The sequence below is a fragment of the Kitasatospora sp. NPDC057595 genome (genome assembly GCF_042800875.1).
In the GTDB taxonomy this organism is placed as follows: Bacteria; Actinomycetota; Actinomycetes; order Streptomycetales; family Streptomycetaceae; genus Kitasatospora.
Genome location: NZ_JBHVGL010000008.1, coordinates 146,366 through 169,116 on the forward strand (window position 1 = coordinate 146,366; position 22,751 = coordinate 169,116).

Here is a 22,751-nt window from a genome sequence, read left to right on the forward strand (position 1 = left end):
ATCACGGCTGGGTGGCGCTCCCGCTCGTGTCCCCGGCGCTCGTGCCGCCGTCGGTCGCGTCTCCGTCGGCGGCGTTCCCGCTGGTCGCGTTCCCGCCGGTCGCGTCCGGCGTCCGCTCGGCGAGGGCGAGGTAGCGGTCGTCGGCGTCGGTGTAGGAGGTCAGGCGCCAGCCGGCGGCGGTGAGCAGCGGGCGGAGGTTGGGCTCGGCCCGCAGGTCGTCCGGGGTGACGGCGCGGCCGTGGCGGGCGGCGAGGGCGGCGCGGCCGACGGGGTGGAACAGCGCGAGCCGGGCGCCGGGGCGGGAGACCCGGGCGAGTTCGCCGAGGGCGCGGGCCGGGTCGGGCAGGTGGGAGATCAGGCCGGCGGCGAAGACGGCGTCCAGCGTGGCGTCGGGCAGGGGGAGTCGGGCGCAGTCGGCGAGCAGCAACCCGGCGGTGCCGGGGTGGCGGGCGGCGGCCTCGTGCAGCATCTCCGGGGTCACGTCGGCGCCGAGCACCCGGCCCGCCGGGCCGACCGCCGCGCGCAGTGACGGCAGGGCACGGCCGGTGCCGCAGCCCGCGTCCAGCACGGACTCGCCCGGGTGCAGGGTGAGTTCGGCGACTGCGGCGGCGTAGCGCGGGCCGTCGTCGGGGAACTTGGCGTCCCAGTCGGCGGCGCGGACGGCGAAGAACTCGCGGGTGCGGGCCAGTTCGGCGGCGTACTCGGCGGCGTCCTGGGCAGCCTCGGCGGCGTCGGGGCCGGGGTCGGCGCTGGTGTCCGGGCTGGAAGGGGTGGACGGCGAGGGTGGGGTGGACGGCATGCGGTGAGGGTAGCGCGCGGTGCTGTCGCCCGGACCGTGACCTCCGGGCGGGTCGCTCGTTGGGGAAACGGGTCCGCTGTCACTCGCGCGGGTGGTTTCCGGAGGCCCGGGGCGAATCCGGGCGAGGCAGAGAAGTAAGGTTAGCCTCACCTAAATTCCTGGGAGCCCGTCTTGACGCTCGCCGCTGAGCCCGCCACCGGTCCGACCGTCCCCGTGCCGACCCCTGCGCCAACGGCCGCGCCAACGCCTGTGCCGACCGCCGTGCCGACTCCGGCCCCGGCCGAAGCCGTGCTGCGGCGCCAGCGCGTCCGCGAGTCCGCCGCCCGCACCTACGCGCGCTCCTTCCCGATCGTCCCGGTGCGCGCCAACGGCATGACCGTCGAGGGCGCCGACGGCCGCCGCTACCTCGACTGCCTCTCCGGCGCCGGCACCCTCGCCCTCGGCCACAACCACCCCGTCGTCCTGGAGGCGATCCGCCGCACCCTCGACAGCGGTGCCCCGCTCCACCTGCTCGACCTCGCCACCGCCGAGAAGGACGACTTCACCACCGCCCTGTTCGAGAGCCTGCCGCCGGCCTTCGCCGACGGCGCGCGCGTGCACTTCTGCGGCCCCGCCGGGACGGACGCCGTCGAGGCCGCGCTCAAGCTGATGCAGACCGCCACCGGCCGCTCCGGCGCCCTCGCCTTCACCGGCGCCTACCACGGGATGACCGCCGGTGCCCTCGCGCTCACCGGCAATGTCGCCGTCAAGGAGCCGCTGCCCGGCGGCGGCGAGGTGGTCCGGCTGCCCTACCCCTACGGCTACCGCTGCCCGTTCGGGGTCGGCGGGGAGGCCGGCGCCGACCTCTCCGCCACCTACGTGGAGCGGCTGCTCGACGACCCGTCCGGCGGCGTCGTCCCGCCCGCCGCGATGATCCTGGAGGCCGTCCAGGGCGAGGGCGGCGTCGTCCCGGCGCCCGACGACTGGCTGCGCGCGATGCGCCGGATCACCGCCGAGCGCGGCATCCCGCTCGTCGTCGACGAAGTGCAGACCGGCGTGGGCCGCACCGGTGCGATGTGGGCGGTCGAGCACAGCGGGATCCTGCCGGACGCGATGGTGCTGTCCAAGGCGATCGGCGGCAGCCTGCCGCTCGCCGTCGTCGTCTACCGCGAGGAGTACGACGGCTGGCGGCCCGGCGCGCACACCGGCACCTTCCGCGGCAACACGCTCGCCATGGCGGCCGGCGCCGCCACCCTGCGCCACGTCGCCGCGAACGGTCTCGCCGAACGGGCGGCGCTGGTCGGCGCGCGGATGACCGAATGGCTGCGGGCGCTGGCTCGGGAACTGCCGGTGATCGGAGACGTGCGCGGGCGCGGTCTGATGATCGGTGTGGAGCTCGTCGACCCGGCGGCGGAGCCGGACGCCTGCGGGGCCCGGCCGGCCGCCCCCGAGCTCGCCGTCCGGGTGCGCGAGGCGTGCCTCGCGCGCGGGCTGATCGTCGAACTCGGCGGGCGGCACGATGCCGTCCTGCGGCTGCTGCCCCCGCTCACCGTCACGGACGAGCAGGCGGCCGCGGTGCTGGACCGGCTCGCCGACGCCATCGCGGCGGCCGCGGCGGCCGGGCCGGCGGTGTCCGCGTGAGCCGGGACGACCCGGGCGGGGCGGGGGGCGGGATCGACGGCGCCGGCATGGGCGGGCCGGACGTCGGCGGGCCGCTCGGCGGGGCCGGACCGCTCGACGCGCTGTCCGGCGGGGTCGGCGGGCCCGCCGCGCTCGGTCCGCTGCTCGCCACGGTCCTCGACGCGCTGGAGACCGGCGCCACCCGGCGCGGCGGTCCGCTGCCCGCCGGCCGCCCCGCCGACCTCGCCGCCCGGACCGCCGAGGCACTCGCCGCCGCGCACGGCCGCGACGCCCTCGCCCGCCTCACCGAACTCCTCGCCCACGGCGCCGCCGACCCGGCCGACCCCCACTGCGCCGCCCACCTGCACTGCCCGCCGCTCGCCGTCGCCGTCGCCGCCGACCTCGCCGTCAGCGCCCTCAACCCCTCCCAGGACTCCTGGGACCAGGCCCCCGCCGCGACCGCGCTGGAGACCGGACTGCTCGCCGAACTCGCCGCCCTGGTCGGCTACGACCCGGAGCACGCCGCCGGGGTGCTCACCTCCGGCGGCACCGAGTCCAACCTCATGGGCCTCATGCTCGCCCGCGACCGGAAACTCGACGGCGTCGTCGAACTCGACGGTCTGCTCGGTCTGCCCGCCGGCACCCGGCCGCGGATCTTCGCCTCCCGGGCCGCGCACTTCTCCGTCCAGCGGGCGGCCGCCCTGCTTGGCCTCGGCGAACGGGCCGTCGTCCCCGTCGACGTCGACCGCGAGCTGCGGATGGACCCGGCTGCACTCCAAAGCGCCCTGGCGGAGGCCGACCGGGCCGGCGCCACCCCGCTCGCCGTCGTCGCCACCGCCGGCACCACCGACACCGGCGCCGTCGACCCGCTGCCCGCCGTCGCCGACCTCGCCGCCCGCTACGGTGCGTGGCTGCACGTCGACGCCGCGTACGGCGGCGGCGCGCTGCTCTCCGACCGGCTCGCTCCGCTGCTGACGGGCATCGAACGGGCCGACTCCGTCTCGCTGGACTGGCACAAGCTGGGCTGGCAGCCGGCCGCCGCCGGGGTCTTCCTGGTCCGCCGCGCCGAGACGTACGTCTCGCTCGCCCGCCGGGCCGCCTACCTCAACCCGGCCGACGACGAACAGGCCGGCTACCCGAGCCTGCTGGGCCTCTCGCTGCGCACCACCCGGCGCCCGGACGCCTTCAAGCTCGCCGTCACCCTGCGCGCCCTCGGCCGCGCCGGACTCGGCCGGCTCGTCGACGCCTGCCACGGCCTCGCCCGCGCCGCCGCCGACGCCGTCCGGGCGGAGCCGGAGCTGGAACTGCACGCCGAACCGGTCCTCACCGCGCTGCTGTTCCGCTACCGGCCGACGCAGGCCGGTCTCGCGGAGCCCGCGGTGCGCGACCTGGCCGGCGTCGACCCGGGCGATGTCGACCCGGCGGTGCTCGACCGGGTCAACGCCGAACTGCGCCGTGGGCTGCTGCGCTCCGGCCGGGCCGTGGTCGGGCGCACCGAACTGCCCGGCGAGGGTCCGGGGCGGGTCCGGCTCAAGCTGACCCTGCTCAACCCGCACACCACCGCCGAGGAGGTCACCGGGCTGCTCGCCGAGATCGTCCGGGCGGGCCGGGAGGCGTGGAGCGCGGCACGGTAGCTCGGACGGCCCCGGTGGGGGCAGGGGTGGCGACCCGCAGGTGGTGGTTTCACCCCGGTGGAGAGGTCGAGGGCGCCGGACTCGCCCCGGATCGTCAGTTCGTGGTTTCCGGGGGCCGGCGGGGCCAGTCGCACCCACAGGCCGCAGGACCAGGTGTCGCCGGCGTCCTCCGCGGCCTCGCCGAAGGCGTTGCCGGGGGTGCCGAAGAATCCGATCGGGGTCGCGCCGATCGGCTCGGCGGTCAGCGGGGCGCCGTCTGCAGGCCGGGGTCAGGAGGGGGCGCCGAGGACCAGCGCGACCAGTCGCCGTGACGTCATGATCGCGAAGTGTTGGAGCCCGGCTGCGGCCATCTGCTGCGGGATGGCCGTGGGGTGGCCGCGGGGTGCCTACGGTGCGAGGAGGAGCTCGCGGCAGCGCTCCCAGGTGGCCGGGTCGGCGGCGACCAGCAGGCCGTCCTCACCGCCGGGGGGCTCGGGGGCGTACGGGGTGCCGTCGAACCGGGCGGCACGGCCGCCGGCCTCGGTGAGGAGGAGGGAGCCGGGCGCGTGGTCCCAGGGGAGGGTGCGCCAGTAGAGGAGGAAGTCCATGGCGCCCTCGACGACGTCCGGGTACTCGACGCCGGCGGCGTGGCGGCCCGGGCCCAGCTCGCCGAAGGCGGCGCTGTTGGCCTCGATCAGGCGGCGGCGCGCGGGATCGAGGAAGCGGCTCTTCACCGAGCCGCGCCACTTGGCCGGGTCGGCGGCGGCGGGCGTGCGGGTCAGGCGGTGGCCGTCGCGCCAGGCGCCGGAGCCGAGCTCGGCGGTGTAGGTGGTGGCGGTGGCGGGGTGCCGGATCCAGGAGGCGACCGTCCGGCCGTCGCGCACCAGGGAGACCATGACGGCGTACTCGGGCCGGCCGGCGACGAAGTTGGCGGTGCCGTCGACGGGGTCGACGAGCCAGACGGCGGGTTCCGCGTGCAGCGCCCGGCCGAGGGCAGGGTCGGCGGCGACGGCCTCCTCGCCCACCACCGGGATGGGCAGCAGCTCGCGCAGCCGTCGGGCGATGATCACCTCGGCCTCCCGGTCGGCGACGGTGACCACCTCGCCGGGGACCTTCTCCATCACCTCCCCCGCCGCCAGCGCCCGGAACCGGGGCTCCACCGCCTCGGCCGAGGCCTCGGCGATGATCTCCGCCACCTTTTCCATCAGCACGCGCGCGCTCCCTTCGCCGGCTACCACTTTCGCACGTCAGTGCGGAGTCGGCGTGCGGCGGGGCGGAGGTCCGGGCGGAGGCCGGTGGCTGACAATTGACAGCTGACAGATATCAGCTGACAGATTTCAATATCTGTCAGCTGTCATCTGTCAATTGTCAGCCGTTCCCCGGCGCCGCCGACTTTCGGCCGCTGCGCGGTCGAGCCGGCCCGGGTCTGCGTCGCCTGCCCACGCGCCGGTGACGAGGAGCGGCTGCGCCGACTCTGCCGCCGCGTCCGGCGCGCACGGGGGTAGGCTCGGCGCCCGTGATCGACTCCACCACCCACATCCGGGTCGCGCGCCCCTCCCGGGACCTTGCCGCGGCCGAGCGCTTCTACGTCGAGGGCCTCGGCCTGTCCGTCCTGTGGCGCAGTACCGAACGCGTCTCCGGTGAGCACGACCTCCTGATGGTCGGCCCGTCCGGCGGTGGCTGGCACTTCGAGCTCACCCGCGACCCCGAGCGCCCGGTCGAGCCGACGCCCACCGTCGACGACCTCTTCGTCGTCTACCTGGGCGCGCCCGTCGACGACGCGCTGGTGCGGCGCCTGGAGGAGGTCGGCGGCACCCGGGTTCCCGCCCACAACCCGTACTGGGACGAGTACGGAGTCACCGTGGCCGACCCGGACGGCTATCGCCTGGTGCTCTGCACCCGCAGTTGGAGCTCCTGACCGCGCGCAGGGTCCTGGAGCAGCGCGCCGGCCGCGCCGTACGCGTCGTTCACGCCGCTCAAGGACCCTGGTGCGCTGGAGCCCGTCCCTGACGCCTGCTCAGAGCAGGACGTCCGCCAGTCGCTTGAGGTCGTCGCGGACGGACTCCCGCTCCTCCTCGGTCAGTTCGGTCGCCACCCGCTCGGCCCGCCGGGTGAACGCCTCGGCGCTCGCGCCGTCCGCGAGGCGGTGCGCCAGGTCGGCGCGCAGGGCCAGGATGCGGAACAGCAGTACCGGCGCGGGCGGCCCGTCCGGCAGGGCCAGTGCGCGGTCCAGCACCCGGGCGGCCGCGGCCGGGTCCTCCTTCGAGTCGGCGAACAGCGCCGCGTGGTGCAGCGCCTTGGCGAACGGCTCCTCGGGGGACGGCCGGTGGCGCTGGTCGACGCGGATCGGCTGGCCGATCCGCAGGCAGTTGCCGCCGGGGTCGGTCACCAGGAACTGCCGGACGCCGTGCGAGGTGTCGCCGACCGGGCCGATCCGGGGCAGGCCGCGGGTCGGCACTCGTCCGTAGGCGGAGCGCAGCCCCTCCTGGAACGCGGCGTGCAGCGCGTCCACGTCGTCCGTGCGGACCAGGCAGGTGCTGTACGAGGCGCCCGGGTCGTACTGCTTCATGCCGAAGAAGTGGAGTTGGATGCCGCCGCGCTGGACCACGGCGTACGGGCTGGGGCTCGTCTGATGGAGGGTCACCTCGAAGCCGAGCGCGGTGTAGAACTCGAGCACTGGCGGGAGGGCCTGACAGGGGAGGATCGGAACCGTCGATTCGACCATGCCCGCTGACTTTACCCCTGGTTGACCGCGAATCGGACGCTTCCGGTCAGATGTCGACCCCGGGAAAGTGGCGGCCGTAGGCGAGGAGCGGCAGTTCCTGGGCCGGACGGACGACCGTCCGACTGCCGCTCCCGTACGACCGGTCGAGGTCGGCGGTGCGTAGTTCGACGTCGTCCGGGCCGGACGGCGTCGGTCGGTTCCCGTCAACCCGTGTGGTCGGTGGGGGAGTTCCGGTGTTCGATCGGCAAGCTGTCCAGGAAGCCGAGGAGTTCGCGCCGCTCGGGGGTGCTGCGCGTGGCGGTGTCCCGTGCGACCACAAGGCGCGGCCACCGAGCGGCGGCCGGGCTGCTCAGACCGCGAGCCGCTTCACCATCACCCGCTCCGCCGCCCCGTTCGCCGGGTTTCCGCCCGCCTCCCCGCCCGCGTCGACGAATCCGTGCCGCCGGTAGAGCGCGACGGCGGCCGCGTTGCCCGGCAGCACGGCGAGCCGCAACGACGTGCTGCCCCGGCGCCGCGCCCACTCCTCGACGGCGCCGAGCAGGCCGTCCCCGATCCCGAGACCCCTCGCCCGCGGCCCGACCCACACCGACCGCAGCTCGCTCATCCCGCCCCCGCCGTCCGGCCCGTCGTTCCGCTTGCCGTCGGGCCCGGGGAGCCCGCCCGCAAGGCCGACCGGCCGCCCGTCCGCCGCCACCGCGACCACGTGCACGGCATCCACCCGCGCGAACCGGGCCCGCCACTGCTCCTCGCCGCCCGCCGGCCAGTCCGCCAGCCGCACCCTGAACGCGTACGGGGCATCGGCGAGCGACGCCAACCGCGCGTCCCGCCAGAGCGGCCAGTCGGCGGGATCGGCAGGCGTCAGAACACGGAGCTCGATCACCGGGCCAGTCTCGCCCGGCCCGCGCCGGCCGTCGAGACCGGCCCGCCGCCGGCCCCGTCCGCCCGCCTCCTCAGCGGACCACCGGCCCCGCGCCGGCGCGCCAGTCCGTGAGCCGCTTGCGCACACTCGCCACCATCGGCAGCCGGTCGCTCTCCTCCGCCGTGAACCAGCCGACCTCGTACGATTCGTCGGAGGTCCGCAACGCACCCCCGACCGGCCGCCCCAGCAGACAGATCGAGAACTCCTGCCGCACCTTGCCGTCGTCGTACGCCATGACGTGGCGCGGATCGGTGTAGGTGCCGACGATCCCGGTGACGACCACCTCGATCCCGGTCTCCTCGAACGTCTCCCGCACCGCGCACCCGCCGATCGACTCGCCCAACTCCATCGTTCCCCCGGGCAGCGCCCACATCCCGTTGTCCGTCCGCCGCTGCAACAGCACCCGGCCCGTCGCCTCGTCGACGACGACCATCGAAGCCGCCGGCACCAGACTGTTCGCCGTCGGCGCGTCCGGATCGTCCTCGTAGTCACGCCTGCCCACTTCGTTCCCCTTCCCTCACGCCGCGGCCCCGCGCCTGCGACGCCGCAAGTCCCGGAGCAGGAAGTCGGCGGGTCCGACTTCCTGCTCCGGGCCTCCACGGAACGTCAGCCGACGCCCTCCCAGATGAGGGCGTGGCCGTTGAAGGCGCCGCTGCCGAACGGGGCGGCGGCGTAGTCCTCGACGGTCATCAGGCCGATGCGGCCGTTGACGGTCCGGACGCAGAAGCGGGTGTTCGTCTCGATCACCAGGGAGTCCGTCGCCTGGGAGCGGAGGAGGTCGGAGCACCGCTTGCGGGTCGGGGTGGCGTCGTCCTTGTAGGGGGCGAGTCCCGGTCCGAAGTTCGGGAAGACACCGCTGCGGCCCGAGGCCATGGCGCCCTGGCCGCTGGTGTAGCTCGTGTAGAGCACGCCGAAGCCGCCGAGGACACCCGGTGCGTCGTCGCCGGTCAGCTGTGGCGGGTTCGCGTCGAGGTCGATCGAGCCGGACAGGCGGACCGGTCCGTTGTAGCGGACGGCGTCCTTGGCCGGGGCCGTCGTGGTCGGTGGCGGTGGCGTGGTGGCCACGGGTACGGGCGCGGGCGCGGGGGCGGTGGTGGTCGGCGCGAGCGTGAAACCGGGTTCGGCGGACGCGGGTGGCGGCGCAGTGGATGCCGGCGGCACCGTCGGCTGCGCCGGCGCCGCGGGGGAGGACTGCGGTGCCGCCGCGGTCCGGGTATCGGCGCTGACGGCGTCTCCCTCGGTCAGCTTCCGTTCGACCAGCGCGCCCGCCACCGCCGCGCAGACCAGGGCGAGGCAGACGGCGACGAGCCATCCCCGGGAGCGGCGCGGCGGCGGTGGTGGTGGGGGTGGCTGGATGATGTTGATGTTGTTTCCGGCGTTCAAGGAGTCGCCGCTGCCCGTCGTGTGCCCCCACTGACCGCCGGGCGGCGGGCCGATCGGCGGGCCGGTGTGTCCCGTGCTCACTTCGTGATCGTGATGTCGCGTCGTGCGTTGTACACGCTTCCGCCACCGCTCGCCTGCCCGTACTGGGCCTCCCCGCTGACGACGGTACCCGCCGACGGAGCCGATCGGTCGGCCGCCAGCAGGGCGCGCAGCCGGTCCGCCAGTTCGGGATTGTGGAGCAGCAGCCAGGTGAAGCGCTGCTCCCACTCGCGCCCGGTGCGCGTCGCGGTGGTCTCGTCCCCCTGGGCCTGCGCGGCGACGAGCAGCTCGTGCGCCGTGTCGAGCGCGGCGCCGATCTCCTCGCCCTGCTCCGGCGCGACCTGCTGCCACAGCGCGACGATCCCGTCGCGGATCCGGCGCCACGACGTGCCGAGCAGCATGCCGGTCACCGCCGGTCCCGCCGTCCGCGCGAGTTCCAGGACCTGTTCCATGTGCGAGGTTCCCCCCTCGGTCTCCGGGACGGGCGTGCGGTGCCGGTCCCTTCGGCGCACAGCATAGGGACCGCCGGTGGGTGTGCTGGGCCGCGACGCGCGATCGATGCCCGTTCGCGACCGAGGAGTTGACGGCCGGACAGGAATTGTCAGTAGTGCGTGCAAGGATCACCGCCATGACGGGACAGGCGTTCGACTGGCGGTCCTTCCTCGCCCGGTGGAGTGAGGAATGGGCCGGGGCGTGCACGGATCCGGGGGAGCTCCGGGAGGGTGACGAGGAGGCGTGGCGGGCGCAGTGGCTGGGGTTCGACGCGGCGCCGGCCGCGCGGGTCGCGGCGGCGCAGGCGGAGCTGGGGTGCGTGCTGCCGCCGTCGTACCGGGAGTTCCTCGCGGTGAGCGACGGGTGGCGGCACGCGGGCGGATTCGTGTACCGGCTCGCCGGGGCGGGCGACGCGCGATGGCACCGGGACGCCCGTGGGCTCAGCGAGTACTTCGACGAAGGAGAGACGGAGGGCCTGTGGCAGCGGGCCCTGCAGCTCGACGTCGAGTCCGACGCGACGCTCGTCCTGCTCGACCCGGGTGACGTCGACGCCGATGGGGAGTGGGCGGTGTACTGCTACGCCTCGTGGCGGGCCGCGCCGCCGGAGCGGTACCCGTCGTTCCGGGCGTTCATGGTCGCCATGCACCAGGAGTTCCACCGGCTGGCCGCCCACCGGTGCGGCGCGCCGTTCGTCAACGCCACCACCCGGGAGCAGGACGCGCGTGTCGAGGCCGCCCGGCTGGACGCTCTGACGGGGGCGTACGAAGGGGCGGCGGAGGTGTTGGCGGAAGCCGTCGCGTACGGACGGCCCCGGGCCGCCGGCATGCTCGACCAGCTGCGCGGGTTCGAGCAGCATCGGTCCGAGCCGACCTTCGGCGAGCTGCCGCGCGATCCCGCCTACCTCGGTGAGGTGATACCGGTGCTCGCGGCCCACCACGTGCGGAGGGGTCACGACGCGACGGTGTGGGGGTACAAGCTGCGGGTGGACACCGGTGAGCTGCGCGTCGCGGCCGACGAGGTGCTCCGGCAGGTGCGCGAGCGCGAGTACCGCTACACCGCGTCCGGTCCGTTCGGTGCGGCGGTCGAACGGGCACGGGAGCAGGCGCGCTGGGGCGGTACGGAGGCCGCCTGGCGGACGCTGCGCGCCGCGCTGCCGCGCTGGACACCGGTGGGGCCGGACCACCTCGCGCCCGTCGGGCTGCTCGCGGACCCGCTGCTCGGGCCGCTGTTCACGGCGGAGCGCGGGCTGGAACTGCTCGCCACTCCGCGTGGCCTGCCCGACGCGGAGGTGGGGGAGCGGGCGGCGGCGGAGCCGGAAGCCGTGGGCGACGGACTGGCCTGGCTCGCCCTGGAGCCGCGTTCCGGTCGGCCCCGGCCGTACCGCTTCGTGCTGGTGGAGGGGGTGGCCCCGGACGGGCTACCGGCCGTCCTCGCCGGGGAGGGGGCGGTGCTGGAGCCGCCCGCGACCCGCTGGGAGGCCGGGACGGACCGGCTCCGGGAGCGGACGGTCTTCTCCTCCGAGGACCCGCAGCCTGCCCTCGTCGGCCACGCGGGCGGCGACGGCGGGGCCGAGTGGAGCTTCGCCTTCGAGGCGCGGACAGCGCCCGGGGCGGTGGGGCTTGCGGCGTCGGTGGCTCCGCGTGTCGCGACCCCGGCCGTGACCGCCTCCGGCCGGACGGGCGGGCGCGCGCTCGCCGTGTTCGTCGAGCCGGAGGAGGGCTTCTTCCACCTGTCCGTGGCCGCGGGCGGCGAGGAGCGGTACGGGTTCACGGTGCGTGGACCGGAGATCGGGCGCCGTGGAACGACGGAGGTTCCGCCCGCTCTCGACCCGGACCGCCACTTCGGTCCGCACGCCCACGGCCGCCAGGGCGAGTACGGCCTGCTGACCGCGCTCGCCTCGGAGTTCGGGGTGGCACTGCCCCGGTTCGCGCTCACCGAGGGGAGGCTGTACACGTTCGCCGACCCGTCGTGGACGCCGCCCACACTGCCGGGTGAGGCCTATTCGACGGCGAGGATGGTGCTCACGGAGCCCCACCCGACGTCGGAGGCCCGGGAGGAGGCGCTCGCGGCGTTGCGGTCACGACTCGCCGGGGGCGTGTCGAGCGCGCCGGGCGTGTCGGGTGTTGCGGGCGGCGCTGTGGGGGTTTCGGGGGTGCCGGGCGGTCCGATGAAGGGGCCGCCGGGGGTGTCGTGAACGCTGTCGGGTGCGGTGAGGCCGTGCCGCTCCTCCCACTCCTGGCGGAGCATGCCGAACAGCAGCCGGTCGTAGCGGACGCCGGCCAGCAGCACGGCGGCCCGGCGGCGTCCCTCCTCGCGGAAGCCGAGACGGGTGAAGGCGCGGGCGGCACGGGCGTTGCCGCTCCAGGTGTCCAGCTCCAGCCGGTGCAGCGGGAAGGCGCCGAACAGGTGGTCCACCAGCAGGCCGAGGGCCTCGGAGCCGTAGCCGCGGTCCCAGAACCTCCGTTCGCCGATGGCGATCCCGACCTCCGCGACGCCCTTGTACGGGTCGAGGCCCCGGTAGTCGACCAGACCGATCGGACGGCCGCCGGACGTCTCCTCGACGGTCAGCATGCAGGCCTCGCGCGGGTGGAGTCGCAGGATCCGGTCGAACCGGTCCGCCAGGGCTTCGGCGGTGATCGGGCCGAAGTTCGGATCCCCGGCCGCCGCCTGCCGGATCACCTCGGGGTCGTTGCGCCAACGGAGCTGGTGCTTCGCGTCCTCGGCGCGCAGGGCGCGCAGCCGCACTTTCTTTCCTTCGATCATGATCGGATGGTAGGTCCGGTCGCGTCAGGCGGCGAGGTCGTGATGGATCCGATCGAGGATCAGACCGGCTCCGGTGTAACCGATTCCGAGCATCCAGAGGTTGTCGTCGACCTGGAAGACCTTGCCGTTGCGGACCGCGTCGAGGCTCTTCCACAGCGTGCCGCCGACGATCTTCGCCTGGTCGGACTTGGCCGCGTCGCCGTAGACCGAGTAGAAGATGACGTCGGCGGCGGCCTGGTCGACCTGCTCGGGGCTGATCTCGATCGAGAAACCGGGCTTGTCCTGGTTGGCGGGGCGGCCGACGCCGAGGTCGGCGAGGATCGAGCCGACGAAGGTGTCGTTGAGGTACAGGCGGGTGGGCGCGCCGGCCAGGAAGCGGGCCACCTCGACCTTGAGGGCCACCGCCTTCTGCGGCCCACCGAGCGCGGTGACCACCTCGGCGAGCTTCGCCCGGTACGCCTGTTCGGCGGCAGCCGCCTCGCTCTGACGGCCGAGGGCCTCGGCGTGCAGCCGGACGTTCTCCTTCCAGGCGGGGCCGGTGGTCTTGCTCAGCACGGTCGGCGCGATCTTGGAGAGCTCGTCGTAGCGTTTGTCGTCGCGGACCTGGTTGCTGAGGATGACGTCCGGACGGAGGGCGGCGACGGCCTCCAGATCGGGCGAGCCGATGGTGCCGACGGTCTTGATTCCGGCGAGGTGTTCGGCGGGGAGGTAGGCGGAGAGCGGCGCGCCGGCTGCGACGGTGGTGGCGCCGACCGGGGTGATGCCCAGGGAGACGGCGGAGTCCAGGGCGTCGGTGTCCAGGACGACGACCCGGCCGGCCCGCGCCGGGACGGTGCTCTCGCCGCGCGCGTGCCGTACGACGCGGCCGTCTGGGGCGTTCGCTCCGCCCGCCTTCGCCGGGCCGCCGGAGCCGCAGGCGGTGAGCGCGAGGCCGGAGGCCAGCCCGGCGGTCAGGGCGAGCAGTCGGCGGCGGGTCGGAGGTGCGGGCAGGGGGCGGTCGGCGGCATCGGGCATCGGGCGACTCCGTTCCGGTGGCAGACGGCGAGGCGTCCCATCCCTGCCCGGTGCCGCGGATCGCTACGCCTGCGGGCGGCCGCGGCGGCTGACGACTGACAGATGACAGCTGACAGATTTCAGCTGACAGATTTCGTCAGCTGTCAGCCGTCAGTCGTCCTCCCGGTGCTCCATGCGTTGGCGGAGCACCTCGTCGTACTCGGCGTGCACCCGGCGGTCCATCGCCAGGGCGAACTGGGCGTCGGTGACCGTCCGCGCGAGGGGTCGGATCCGCAGCACCTGCTCGGTCAGCCGGGCGGCCTCGCCGGGCGGCAGCGGGGTGTCGGCGGCCAGTGCGCCGAGCAGGTGGTCGCGCACCAGGGAGGTGAAGATCTCGGCGATCGCCGTCACGTGCTCCTGGGTCTGTCGGCTGGCCTCCAGCACCACCGAGAGCGGCACACCCTCCGCGACCAGCGCCGTGGTGGCGTCCATCAGTCGCCGACTGACGTGGGTGACCCCGTTCTCCTCGATCGTGACGAAGCCCTGGGCGACGGACTCGGCGGTGTTCTCCTCGGTGAGCTGGTCGCCGAGGGCCGCCTTCAGCTCGTCCCAGTCGAGGTGGACCGGCGTCTCGTCGGACCACGGCGCGACGATCGCCGCCTCCAGTCCGATCAGCTCGGCGACGTCCCGCCCGCTCTCGCCGGCGCCGATGAGCTCGGCGATGCCGCCGAGGGTGTGGCCGCGTTCCAGCAGTTCGGCGATCATCCGCAGCCGGGCCAGGTGGCCCTCGCCGTACCAGGCGATCCGTCCTTCCCTGCGGGGCGGCTGGAGCAGCTTCCGCTCGCGGTAGAAGCGCAGGGTGCGGGCGGTGATCCCGGCCGCCCGGGCCAGTTCCTCCACCCGGAACTCGCGGTGTCCGTCCTCGGCAGCAGCTTCGACCTTGTCCACGGCGCTCAGCATAGGACCGGCGATCGTCCGGTCGGGTCTGTCGGGCTTCTTCCATCAAGTGTCAACAAGGGCTAACCTGCCAATCATGCCAGTGATTGCTGGCATGGTTGGCGTGATCCGCGCCCCGCCGAGCAGCGGTGACGCGCGCCCCACGGCCCCCACCCTCCAGGAGGACGCCGCATGGCATCCAGCAGCAAGCGCCCCCGCCCCCGCGCGTCCGACGCGGACTCCGACGCCGCCGCCGGCGCCGGTGCTGGCGCGGGTGCGACCGTGCCCGGCCAGGCCGCGTCCGCCGAGGAGCAGGCCGTCAAGGAGCAGGCCGTCACGGAGCGGGCCGCCGAGGAGCGGCCCACCGGCGAACGGCCTGCCGACGAACAGCCCGTTGACGAACAGCCCGTTGACGAGCAGCCCGTCCCGCATGTCCGGGTGGCCGTCATCGGCGCCGGCTTCGGCGGCCTCGGCGCGGGCGTCCGGCTGCGCCGCGCCGGCATCACCGACTTCGTCATCCTCGAGCGCGCCGACTCGGTCGGCGGTACCTGGCGGGACAACAGCTATCCCGGCTGCGCCTGCGACGTCCCCTCCCACCTCTACTCCTTCTCCTTCGCCCCCAACCCGGACTGGCCGCGCAGCTTCTCCGGCCAGCCGGACATCCGCGCCTACCTGGAGAAGGTCACCGACGTCTTCGGCATCCGCCCCCACCTGCGGCTCAACACCGAGGTCGTCGAAGCCCGTTGGGACATCGAGCGGACCCGCTGGCGGATCACCACAACGGCCGGCCGCTGGACTGCGGACGCGATCGTCGCCGCCGCCGGACCGCTCGCCGACCCGCAGATCCCCGGCCTGCCCGGCCTGGACTCCTTCCCCGGCGCGGTGTTCCACTCCTCCCGCTGGGACCACGACTTCGACCTCGCCGGAAAGCGCGTCGCGATGGTCGGCACCGGGGCCTCCGCCGCCCAGATCATCCCGGCGATCCAGCCGCGGGTGGGAAAGCTGACGGTCTTCCAACGCACTCCGGCCTGGGTCCTGCCGCGCCGCGACCGGACCATCACCGAGCTGGAGAAGTGGCTGCACGGCCGACTCCCGTTCACCGCCAAGGTCCGCCGTGGCGCGCTGTTCGCGCTGCGCGAGCTCCAGGTGGACGCCTTCGTCCGGCGGCCCGGTCTGCTCAAGCTGGTCCAGCGGCTCGCCGAGCGGCACATCGCGGACGGCGTCGCCGACCCGGCCCTGCGCGCCCGGCTCACCCCCGACTACCGGATCGGCTGCAAGCGCATCCTGCTCAGCAACACCTACTACCCGGCGCTCGCCGCCGCCAACACCGAGGTGGTGTCCGGCGGTCTGCGCGAGGTGCGCGGCTCGACCCTGGTCGCCGCCGACGGCAGCGAGCACGAGGCGGACGCGATCGTCTTCGGGACCGGCTTCCACGTCACCGACATGCCCCTGGGTTCCAGGGTGTTCGGGGTCAACGGCACCAGCTTCACCGAGGAGTGGAAGGAGGGCATGGAGGCGCTGCGCGGCTCCACCGTGCACGGCTTCCCGAACTTCTTCTTCGTCATCGGCCCCAACACCGGCCTCGGCAACAGCTCGATGATCCTGATGATCGAGTCCCAACTCAACTACATGATCGATGCGTTGACCACGCTCGACCGGATCGGCGCGAGCGCGATGCAGCCCACCGCCCGGGCGCAGCGCCGCTGGAACCTCGAACTCCAGCACCGGATGGACCGCACCGTCTGGACCACCGGCGGCTGCCGCAGCTGGTACCTGGACAGGAGCGGCAAGAACACCGTGCTCTGGCCGGGATCGACCACCTCGTTCCGCCGTGCCACCCGGAAGGTCGATCTCACCGAATACGAACTGACCCTCCGTCGGGAGAGTCGCCCGGGCCTGCCCGGGATCGCCGCCGAGGCCGGGGAGGTCCTGGTATGAGTCGCCCGCCGATTCCCGCCGACTTCCTGCATCCCGTGCCCGCGGCGGAGTTGGACGTCCGCTCGGCCGACGGGACCAGGCTGCACGTCGAGGTCCACGGACAGCCCGGCGCCCCGACGGTCGTGCTCGCGCACGGCTGGACCTGCTCGACGCGGTTCTGGGCGCCGGTGATCCACCGGCTCGCCGACCGGTACCGGGTGGTGGCCTACGACCAGCGCGGTCACGGGCTCAGCGAGATCCCGCCGAGCCGGGTGCGCTACTCCACCCGCGCACTGGCCGAGGACCTCGCGGCGGTGCTCACCTGGGTCGTCCCGCAGGGTGAGCGGGCCGTGCTGGCCGGGCACAGCATGGGCGGCATGACCGTCATGGCGGGCGCCGCCCGGCCCGAGGTCGCCGAGCGCACGGCGGCGGCCGTTCTGGTCTCCACCGGACCGTCCGACCTGGTCGAGGAGTTGCGCGTGGTCCCGGGGGCGGTGCGTCCGCCGGGGGTGCGGCGTTTCCTGCACCGGCGGATCCTGCGCTCCCGGCTGCCGCTCGGCCCGGTCGGTCCGGTCACCCGGGCCGCGCTGGGGTACGCGATCACGGGGAGGGGCGTGCCCGCCGCCCAGGTCGAAGCGGCGGTCCGGATCGTGCACGCCTGTCCGGCCGGCGTCCGGGCCAACTGGGCCCAGGTGCTGGACCGGTTGGACGTCCGCGCGGGGCTGGCCCGACTCGCCGCGCCGACGTCCGTCGTGGTCGGCGCCGAGGACCGGCTCACGCCGCCGGTGCACGCGCACCGGATGGTCGCCGCGCTGGCGGACCCCCAGGGGCTGCTCCTGCTGCCCGGGGTCGGCCACATGGCGCCGATCGAGCGGCCGGCCGAGATCGCGGCCGAGATCGACCGGATGGCGACCGCCTACCTACCGGGCGTCCGCGCCGCCGCGCCCGCGACGGCCACCGCCGTCGCCTCGAACGCCGTTGCCGCCGTTGCCGCCGCCGACGCCACGACCGGCGCCGGCGCCACGACCGATACCGACCCCGAGAGGACCGCCGTCGCATGACCGCCGCCCCGCCGCTCTCCGCCCAGGTCGTCGTCGTCACCGGAGCCGCGCGCGGCGTCGGCGCCTCGCTGGCCCGTGCCCTCGCCCGCCGCGGTGCCAAGGTCGCCCTGCTCGGCCTGGAGCCGGAGGAGCTCAAGGCCGTGGCCGCCCAGTGCGGCCCGGATGCCACCGCCTGGGAGGTCGACGTCACCGACGTCGAGGTGCTCACCGAACTCGCCGGGCGGATCAAGGAGCACTACGGCCGGATCGACACCGTCGTCGCCAACGCGGGCATCGCGATCGGCGGCCCGCTGCTGCAGAACGACCACCGGGCGTTCAGCCGGGTGATCGAGGTCAACCTGCTCGGCAGTGTGGCGACCGCCCGTGCCTTCCTCCCGGTGCTCGCCGAGAGTCGTGGCTATCTGCTGCAGATCGCCTCGCTGGCCGCGCTCATCCCGGCGCCGCTGATGAGCGCGTACTGCGCGAGCAAGTCGGGGGTCGAGGCCTTCGCCCACGCGATCCGTGCCGAGGTCGCCCATGAGGGTGTCAAGGTCGGTGTGGGTTACCTGAGTTGGACCGACACCGACATGGTGCGCGGGGCCGACGAGGACACCGTGCTCAAGCAGATGCGCTCGCGACTGCCGTGGCCGGCGAACAAGACGTATCCGCTGGAGCCGGCGGTGGACCGCCTGGTCGCCGGGATCGCCCGGCGCTCCGCCCACGTCTACGCCCAGGCCTGGCTGCGCGGCATACAGCCGGTCCGCTGGGTCCTGCCGTCGCTGATCGCGGTGGTCGGCTCCCGCGACGTGGCCCGCCTCGCGCCCCAGCTCGCCGCCACCGCCGCCACCCGCCTGCGCGCCGTCGGCGCCGGCGGTGCCGCCGACACAGCCGCCCGCACCGAGCGGCGGTGACGGGCGAGGCTGACGGGCGGGACTGACGGGCGGCGGCTGACAACTGACAGCTGACAGATATCAGCTAACAGATGACAGCTGACAGATTTCAATATCTGTCAGCTGTCATCTGTCAGTCTCCCCCGCCTCACCCTCCGCCTTCACCCCTCGTCCGCCGGCCGGGCGAACTGCTTGAAGACGTCGTAGGCCGCCTGCGCGAAGTTGTCCCGCCGGCTCGGGCCGGCGTTGCAGAGGGCGGCGACGGCGGTGGCGGTCTGCGGGCAGAACGCGATGAGCGTGGTGCAGCCGCGGGTGCCGCCGGAGTGGAAGAAGAGGTCCCGGCCGTCCGGGGTGCGCCGGAGGTTCCAGACCAGGCAGAGCTGGTCGCCCGAGCGCGGCAGTCTCAGCCGCGGCCGCTGCACCTCCCGCAGGGCTTGCCCCAACGCCCCCGCGCCCGCCGGCCCGCCCTCGCCCGGCCGCAGGTGCGCGCGCAGATACCGCAGCAGGTCGGCGCCGCTGGCCCGGACGGCGCCCGCGCCCGGGAGGCCGGGGATGCGCCACGGCGGCAGCGGACGCCCGTGCCGGTGGCCGATCGCCCGGTGCGGCGAGTCGGGCGAGCAGGTGGTGGCCCACAGCCCGAGCGGGCGGCAGATCCGGTCGGCGAGCAGTTCCGCGTAGCCGGCGCCGCGTCCCGCCTCGGTGAGCAGCCGCCCGAGCAGCCCGACCCCGAAGTTGGAGTAGCCGAACCGTTCGCCCGGCCGGTGCCGCACGGTGGTCCGGGCGAGGCCCACCCGCAGTCGCCGGTCGCCGTACGCGGCGTACGGATTGCTGTTCCAGGCCGCGACGGCGCTGGTCATCAGTCCCGGCGGCAGCCTCGGCAGGCCGGAGGTGTGGGTGGCCAGGTGGAGCAGCCGGATCGGCCCGCCGTGCCGGACGTCGGCGGGCCGCCAGTCGGCCGGGAGGTGCCGCTCCACCGGGTCGTCGAGGGCGAGTTCGCCCCCCGCGGCCAGCTCGGCGAGCAGCAGGGCGGTGAACGTCTTGGTGATCGAGCCCAGTTCGAAGACGGTGTCGGGCGTGCAGGGCTCGCCGACGCCGTGGTCCACCCGTCCGGCGCACCGCACCGCCCGACGCTCGCCCTGTGCCACGGCGAGCGTCACGGCGCTGGATCCCGGTCCGGCGGCGCGGACGAGTTCGGCCAACTCGCGCTCGCCCCAAGGATCGTCCTGCTCCGGTGCGGCGCCGCCGAGGGGATCCACCTAGCTCTCCGGCGGCGCTCCGACCGCCACCGCCGGCGCGCCCGCCGAGGCCCCGGTCGTGCCGCCGAGAGCGCGGGCCAGGGTGGTGGTGGCGGCGACCACGGCGACCACGGCGGTGTGCCCGTGGTCGGTGAGCAGCTGGGTCGGATCCCCCTCCGTCGCCGTGTTGGCGTCCTTGGGCAGGAGCCCGTCGGGCAGTTGGGCGGCGGCCAGCGCGGCCCAGCCGGTCGTGCCCTGGTCGAGCTCGCCGATGCAGGCGGCGACGATGAGCAGTTCGCCCACGAGGTCCCAGTGGCCGACCTCCTGCCAGACGTCGAGCCAGGCCGGCAGCCAGTCGCGCAGGTAGTCGCGGATGTGCGCGGGCAGGCAGTCGGGGCGGGCGCCCCAGTCGGTGAGGTGGAAGACGGAGTGGGTGACGTAGTAGGCGGTGAGCCAGTCGATGATCCACGGTTCGGGCGTGGCGCCCAGCCAGGTGGCGGCGGCCAGTTCGTTCCAGTCCTCCAGCTGGTCCAGGCCGATCACGCGCCGAGCGTTGGCCGAGGCCAGGCGGCGGCTGGGAAGCTGCTCGGCGGCCCGGACGGAGTGCAGCCGGTTCAGCGTCGCCAGCTGGTCCTCCAGGGCCGGGTGGCGGAAGCCGGCCCGCGCGAAGTGGACGTAGACCTCCAGCGGGTCGGTCATCAGCGGGTAGCGCAGCTGCCGGTCGTACAGCAGGTCCCCTTCGCGCAGTTCGGCCCAGGCGAGGTCGATGACCTGGCGGGCGATCCGCGTGTCGTCGGCGCCGGCGACCCCCTCGCGCAGCAGCAGGCCGGTGGCCAGGGCGACTTCGCCGAGGGGCTTGTAGATCTCGTTGGGGTTGGCGAGGTCGGTGGTGACGTCCTCCTGGAAGCCGCCGAGGCCGCTCTCGTAGTAGGAGTGCAGCCAGCGCAGCGATTTCGATCCGACCTGCTGGGCGATGGCGATGATCTGACTGTCCGTCATGCTGCCGCTCCGTCCGGGGAGTCGCCGGAATGTCCGCCGGCATGTCCGCCGGAGTTCCCGCCTGTGCGCCCGCCGGAAGGTTCGCCGGCGCTCGACAGCTGCTCGGTGATGGCGAGTTCGAGCCACATCCGGGTGCTGCCGTCGCCGACCGCGCGGATCCGGTCCAGGACGGGGCCGAGTTCCAGGTGCACCGGGCCGCCGTCCGCCTCGTTCCAGGCCAGCCAGCGGGCGAGCCGGGCGGCGGTGCGGTAGTCGCGGCGGAGCATGGAGCGGGTGACGCCGCGCGCCAGCGTCAGCGAGTGGCGGCGGGCCAGTTCGTGCACGGGGCCGTCGAGCCGGGGGAGGGCGAGGGCGGAGAGCCGGGCCATGTCCACGGACCACCGCGGCCAGTCGCGCGGGGTCGGCTCCTGAGGGCGGACCGGGTCGGGGCCCAGGGCCGGGACGGGGCGGCCCGCCAGTGCGACGAGCTGCGCGGTGGCCCGGTCCCGCCAGGCGTTGGCGAGCGCGGCGCCCGTCGTGGCAGGGCCCGCGGCGGTGGCGGTGATACCGGGGGCGCCGGGTGCGGGGGAGGCCTCGCTCATCGGGAAGGTGCCGAGGGCCTCGGCCGCGGCGTCGGCGGTCGGTCCGTCGAGGCGCTGGCCGGCGAGCAGCTGGGCGGCGAAGAGGTCGGGCCCCAGGACTCGCACCGCGGCCAACTCGGCCCGGGAGAGGGGGCCTTCGGCGGGGAGGGGGCCCTCGGGCGTCGCGTGGGCGAGCCGGGCGGCGTCCGGGGCGGACCGGCGGGTGGGCGCGGCCGGGTCCCCGGCGCCCCGGAGGGCGTCGAGGACCCGGCCCGCCACTCGCTCGACGGCCGCCGCGTACTCGTCGCGGAGTGTGGTGTCGGCGAACGGCATGGAGTGGGATTCTCCTGTCTGGAGCGTGCTCAGGACCTTCGGGAACCGATCGGTGGCCCGGTCGGTTCGAGATCTCGGCCGGGCCGTCGGCCCGGCCGAGATCTCGACCGGGTCGACCGGATCCAGGGGGTCTACCGGGTCTTCTCCTTGGGCTGCTTCTGCGGCGAGAGCAGGAGGAGTCCGAGCAGCAGGAGCAGGCCTGCGGCTTCGGGCTGGTACGTGGGCGCGTCGCTGACGGCCGCCTCGTCCTCCGTGATCAACGTACCGAGGGTGTCGATCTCGGCCTGGGTGGCGAGCGGAGCCCGCGTGGTACGGGTGGTCTGAGCAAGCATCTGCGTGCCTCCTCATCGAAGTTCCACCGCCTGGTCCGGCGATGCCCCCTCGACCGACGATACGAGCACGAACCGAACGGCGCCACCCCTGTACGCTCCGTCACCGCCGTCACGAAGCGCCACCACCCCACGGCGCAGCGGCCCCACCGGGCTGTCGCGGGTACTCGGGAGTAGGTACGGTCGCTGCATGACCACTGCCTTGATCACCGGCGCGACCGCCGGCATCGGAGCCGCGTTCGCCCGCCGGCTCGCGCGGAGCGGCTACCGGCTCGTCCTGGTGGCCCGGGACACCGAACGGCTGGAACGTTCCGCCGAGGAGCTGCGGGGGAGGTTCGGCGTGGAGGTGGAGGTGCTCGGCGCCGACCTTGCCACCGACGAGGGCATCGCGGCCGTCGAGGCCCGACTGTCCGGGGTCGCCCGGCCGGTGGACCTGCTGGTGAACAATGCCGGCTTCGGGAACCGGGGCGCGTTCTCCACCGTGCCGCTGCAGGACGAGCTGGACATGCTGAAGGTGCACATCGAGGCGGTGCTGCGGCTGACCACGGCCGCCCTGCCGGGGATGCGCGAGCGCGGTCGCGGCGCGGTCGTCAACGTGGCCTCGGTGGCGGCCTTCCTGCCGCGCGGCACCTACGGCGCGAGCAAGGCCTGGGTGGTGAGCTTCACCCAGGGCGTGATGCGCGACCTCGGCGGCACCGGGGTGCGGATGATGGCGCTCTGCCCGGGCTTCACCCGCACCGAGTTCCACCAGCGGGCCGGCATGGGGACGGACAACATCCCGGCCTGGGGGTGGCTGTCGGCCGAGCGCGTGGTGGACGAGGCGATGCGCGATCTGGCCCGGGGCCGTTCGGTCTCGGTGCCGAGCAAGCGCTACAAGCTGGCGGTGGCGATCGCCCGGGTGCTGCCGTCCGGAAAGCTCGGCGGCGTCTCCTCCAAGGCGGCGCGCACGTACCGCACCAACTGACCCGCCCGAGGGCACACACCCGCCGTACCGGCCACGGCGCGGCGGGTGCGCGGCGTTGTGCGGTGCCTGGCGCTGTGCGGGGCGGCGTTGCGTGGGGCGGTCGGGCGTCCCGACCCGGCAACGCAGAGGGCATCTCACTATTAGCTTTGCTAACTATGAGCCTTTCTCGTTATGCTGGCGGCCGCCCGACCGCCCACCCCGCCGTCGGCGCGCGCCCCCGGGC

Annotated in this window: 21 protein-coding genes and 1 pseudogene; 8 read left to right on the forward strand and 14 right to left on the reverse strand. The window is 74.6% G+C overall.

Annotated elements, in window-relative coordinates; all coding sequences use genetic code 11:
* Window position 1: 1 nt before the first annotated feature.
* On the reverse strand, window positions 2–799 hold the full coding sequence (locus tag ACFU9E_RS15065; protein ID WP_380683947.1) for a class I SAM-dependent methyltransferase: 798 nt from the start codon (window positions 797–799) through the stop codon (window positions 2–4).
* A 249-nt stretch (window positions 800–1,048) separates the two neighbouring features.
* Here ACFU9E_RS15065 and ACFU9E_RS15070 point away from each other — a divergent pair, with 249 nt between their 5' ends.
* Together ACFU9E_RS15070 and ACFU9E_RS15075 are read left to right on the forward strand one after the other, a co-directional pair.
* Window positions 1,049–2,419, forward strand: coding sequence for a diaminobutyrate--2-oxoglutarate transaminase family protein (locus ACFU9E_RS15070; RefSeq protein WP_380683946.1), 1,371 nt, complete (start codon window positions 1,049–1,051; stop codon window positions 2,417–2,419).
* Window positions 2,416–4,032 carry a pyridoxal phosphate-dependent decarboxylase family protein gene (locus ACFU9E_RS15075; RefSeq protein WP_380683945.1) on the forward strand — a complete coding sequence of 539 codons (1,617 nt, stop codon included), beginning with the start codon at window positions 2,416–2,418 and terminating at the stop codon, window positions 4,030–4,032. The genes ACFU9E_RS15070 and ACFU9E_RS15075 overlap by 4 nt, the downstream gene beginning before the upstream one ends.
* A 386-nt stretch (window positions 4,033–4,418) precedes the next feature.
* Here the strand turns inward: ACFU9E_RS15075 and ACFU9E_RS15080 are convergent, their stop codons facing one another.
* Entirely contained in the window at window positions 4,419–5,216 is a 798-nt protein-coding gene (locus ACFU9E_RS15080) for an inositol monophosphatase family protein (RefSeq protein WP_380683955.1), read from the reverse strand.
* Between the two features lie 311 nt (window positions 5,217–5,527).
* Between ACFU9E_RS15080 and ACFU9E_RS15085 the strand changes: the two genes are divergently transcribed.
* Window positions 5,528–5,929, forward strand: coding sequence for a VOC family protein (locus ACFU9E_RS15085; protein ID WP_380683944.1), 402 nt, complete (start codon window positions 5,528–5,530; stop codon window positions 5,927–5,929).
* A gap of 99 nt (window positions 5,930–6,028) precedes the next feature.
* Here the strand turns inward: ACFU9E_RS15085 and ACFU9E_RS15090 are convergent, their stop codons facing one another.
* From ACFU9E_RS15090 to ACFU9E_RS15110, 5 genes are all read right to left on the reverse strand, one after another.
* On the reverse strand, window positions 6,029–6,736 hold the full coding sequence (locus ACFU9E_RS15090; protein ID WP_380683942.1) for a bleomycin resistance protein: 708 nt from the start codon (window positions 6,734–6,736) through the stop codon (window positions 6,029–6,031).
* Window positions 6,737–7,085: 349 nt separating this feature from the next.
* On the reverse strand, window positions 7,086–7,616 hold the full coding sequence (locus ACFU9E_RS15095) for a GNAT family N-acetyltransferase (RefSeq protein WP_380683941.1): 531 nt from the start codon (window positions 7,614–7,616) through the stop codon (window positions 7,086–7,088).
* A 70-nt stretch (window positions 7,617–7,686) separates the two neighbouring features.
* A complete protein-coding gene (locus ACFU9E_RS15100) occupies window positions 7,687–8,157 on the reverse strand; it encodes an NUDIX domain-containing protein (protein ID WP_380683940.1) in 471 nt (156 codons plus the stop codon).
* A gap of 104 nt (window positions 8,158–8,261) precedes the next feature.
* Window positions 8,262–9,119, reverse strand: coding sequence for a hypothetical protein (locus ACFU9E_RS15105; RefSeq protein WP_380682365.1), 858 nt, complete (start codon window positions 9,117–9,119; stop codon window positions 8,262–8,264).
* A complete protein-coding gene (locus tag ACFU9E_RS15110) occupies window positions 9,116–9,529 on the reverse strand; it encodes a hypothetical protein (RefSeq protein WP_380682364.1) in 414 nt (137 codons plus the stop codon). The genes ACFU9E_RS15105 and ACFU9E_RS15110 overlap by 4 nt, the downstream gene beginning before the upstream one ends.
* Window positions 9,530–9,705: 176 nt before the next feature.
* Here ACFU9E_RS15110 and ACFU9E_RS15115 point away from each other — a divergent pair, with 176 nt between their 5' ends.
* The gene (locus ACFU9E_RS15115) at window positions 9,706–11,763 is read left to right on the forward strand and encodes an SMI1/KNR4 family protein (protein WP_380682363.1); all 2,058 of its coding nucleotides are present in this window, start codon (window positions 9,706–9,708) and stop codon (window positions 11,761–11,763) included.
* A 74-nt stretch (window positions 11,764–11,837) separates the two neighbouring features.
* Here the strand turns inward: ACFU9E_RS15115 and ACFU9E_RS15120 are convergent.
* The 3 genes and pseudogenes from ACFU9E_RS15120 to ACFU9E_RS15130 all read right to left on the reverse strand — a co-directional run.
* A pseudogene (locus ACFU9E_RS15120) lies at window positions 11,838–12,332 on the reverse strand (GNAT family N-acetyltransferase); the annotation flags it as partial.
* Window positions 12,333–12,356: 24 nt separating this feature from the next.
* Window positions 12,357–13,346: an ABC transporter substrate-binding protein gene (locus ACFU9E_RS15125; RefSeq protein ID WP_380682362.1), complete on the reverse strand. Its 990-nt coding sequence runs from the start codon at window positions 13,344–13,346 to the stop codon at window positions 12,357–12,359.
* 150 nt (window positions 13,347–13,496) lie between these two features.
* Entirely contained in the window at window positions 13,497–14,273 is a 777-nt protein-coding gene (locus ACFU9E_RS15130; protein WP_380682361.1) for a MerR family transcriptional regulator, read from the reverse strand.
* Between the two features lie 180 nt (window positions 14,274–14,453).
* Here ACFU9E_RS15130 and ACFU9E_RS15135 point away from each other — a divergent pair, with 180 nt between their 5' ends.
* The 3 genes from ACFU9E_RS15135 to ACFU9E_RS15145 are packed head-to-tail and all read left to right on the forward strand — an operon-like array spanning window position 14,454 to window position 18,129.
* The gene (locus ACFU9E_RS15135) at window positions 14,454–16,199 is read left to right on the forward strand and encodes a flavin-containing monooxygenase (protein WP_380682360.1); all 1,746 of its coding nucleotides are present in this window, start codon (window positions 14,454–14,456) and stop codon (window positions 16,197–16,199) included.
* Window positions 16,196–17,239, forward strand: a complete 1,044-nt coding sequence (locus ACFU9E_RS15140; protein WP_380682359.1) for an alpha/beta fold hydrolase — start codon at window positions 16,196–16,198, stop codon at window positions 17,237–17,239. Before ACFU9E_RS15135 ends, ACFU9E_RS15140 begins: the two co-directional genes overlap by 4 nt.
* Complete coding sequence (locus ACFU9E_RS15145; protein WP_380682358.1) at window positions 17,236–18,129, forward strand: SDR family oxidoreductase; 894 nt, start codon at window positions 17,236–17,238, stop codon at window positions 18,127–18,129. The genes ACFU9E_RS15140 and ACFU9E_RS15145 overlap by 4 nt, the downstream gene beginning before the upstream one ends.
* A 140-nt stretch (window positions 18,130–18,269) precedes the next feature.
* On the opposite strand, the gene ACFU9E_RS15150 is transcribed toward ACFU9E_RS15145, so the two are convergent.
* The 4 genes from ACFU9E_RS15150 to ACFU9E_RS15165 all read right to left on the reverse strand — a co-directional run bounded on the left by ACFU9E_RS15150 (window position 18,270) and on the right by ACFU9E_RS15165 (window position 21,567).
* Window positions 18,270–19,364 (reverse strand): serine hydrolase domain-containing protein, encoded by a 1,095-nt coding sequence (locus ACFU9E_RS15150; RefSeq protein WP_380682357.1) that lies wholly within the window; start codon window positions 19,362–19,364, stop codon window positions 18,270–18,272.
* Complete coding sequence (locus tag ACFU9E_RS15155) at window positions 19,365–20,342, reverse strand: DUF6895 family protein (RefSeq protein WP_380682355.1); 978 nt, start codon at window positions 20,340–20,342, stop codon at window positions 19,365–19,367. It lies immediately after the preceding gene.
* Window positions 20,339–21,235: a hypothetical protein gene (locus ACFU9E_RS15160; RefSeq protein WP_380682354.1), complete on the reverse strand. Its 897-nt coding sequence runs from the start codon at window positions 21,233–21,235 to the stop codon at window positions 20,339–20,341. Before ACFU9E_RS15160 ends, ACFU9E_RS15155 begins: the two co-directional genes overlap by 4 nt.
* A 131-nt stretch (window positions 21,236–21,366) precedes the next feature.
* Window positions 21,367–21,567, reverse strand: coding sequence for a hypothetical protein (locus ACFU9E_RS15165; RefSeq protein WP_355365744.1), 201 nt, complete (start codon window positions 21,565–21,567; stop codon window positions 21,367–21,369).
* A gap of 187 nt (window positions 21,568–21,754) precedes the next feature.
* Between ACFU9E_RS15165 and ACFU9E_RS15170 the strand changes: the two genes are divergently transcribed.
* The gene (locus ACFU9E_RS15170; protein ID WP_380682353.1) at window positions 21,755–22,528 is read left to right on the forward strand and encodes an SDR family NAD(P)-dependent oxidoreductase; all 774 of its coding nucleotides are present in this window, start codon (window positions 21,755–21,757) and stop codon (window positions 22,526–22,528) included.
* Window positions 22,529–22,751: the final 223 nt, after the last annotated feature.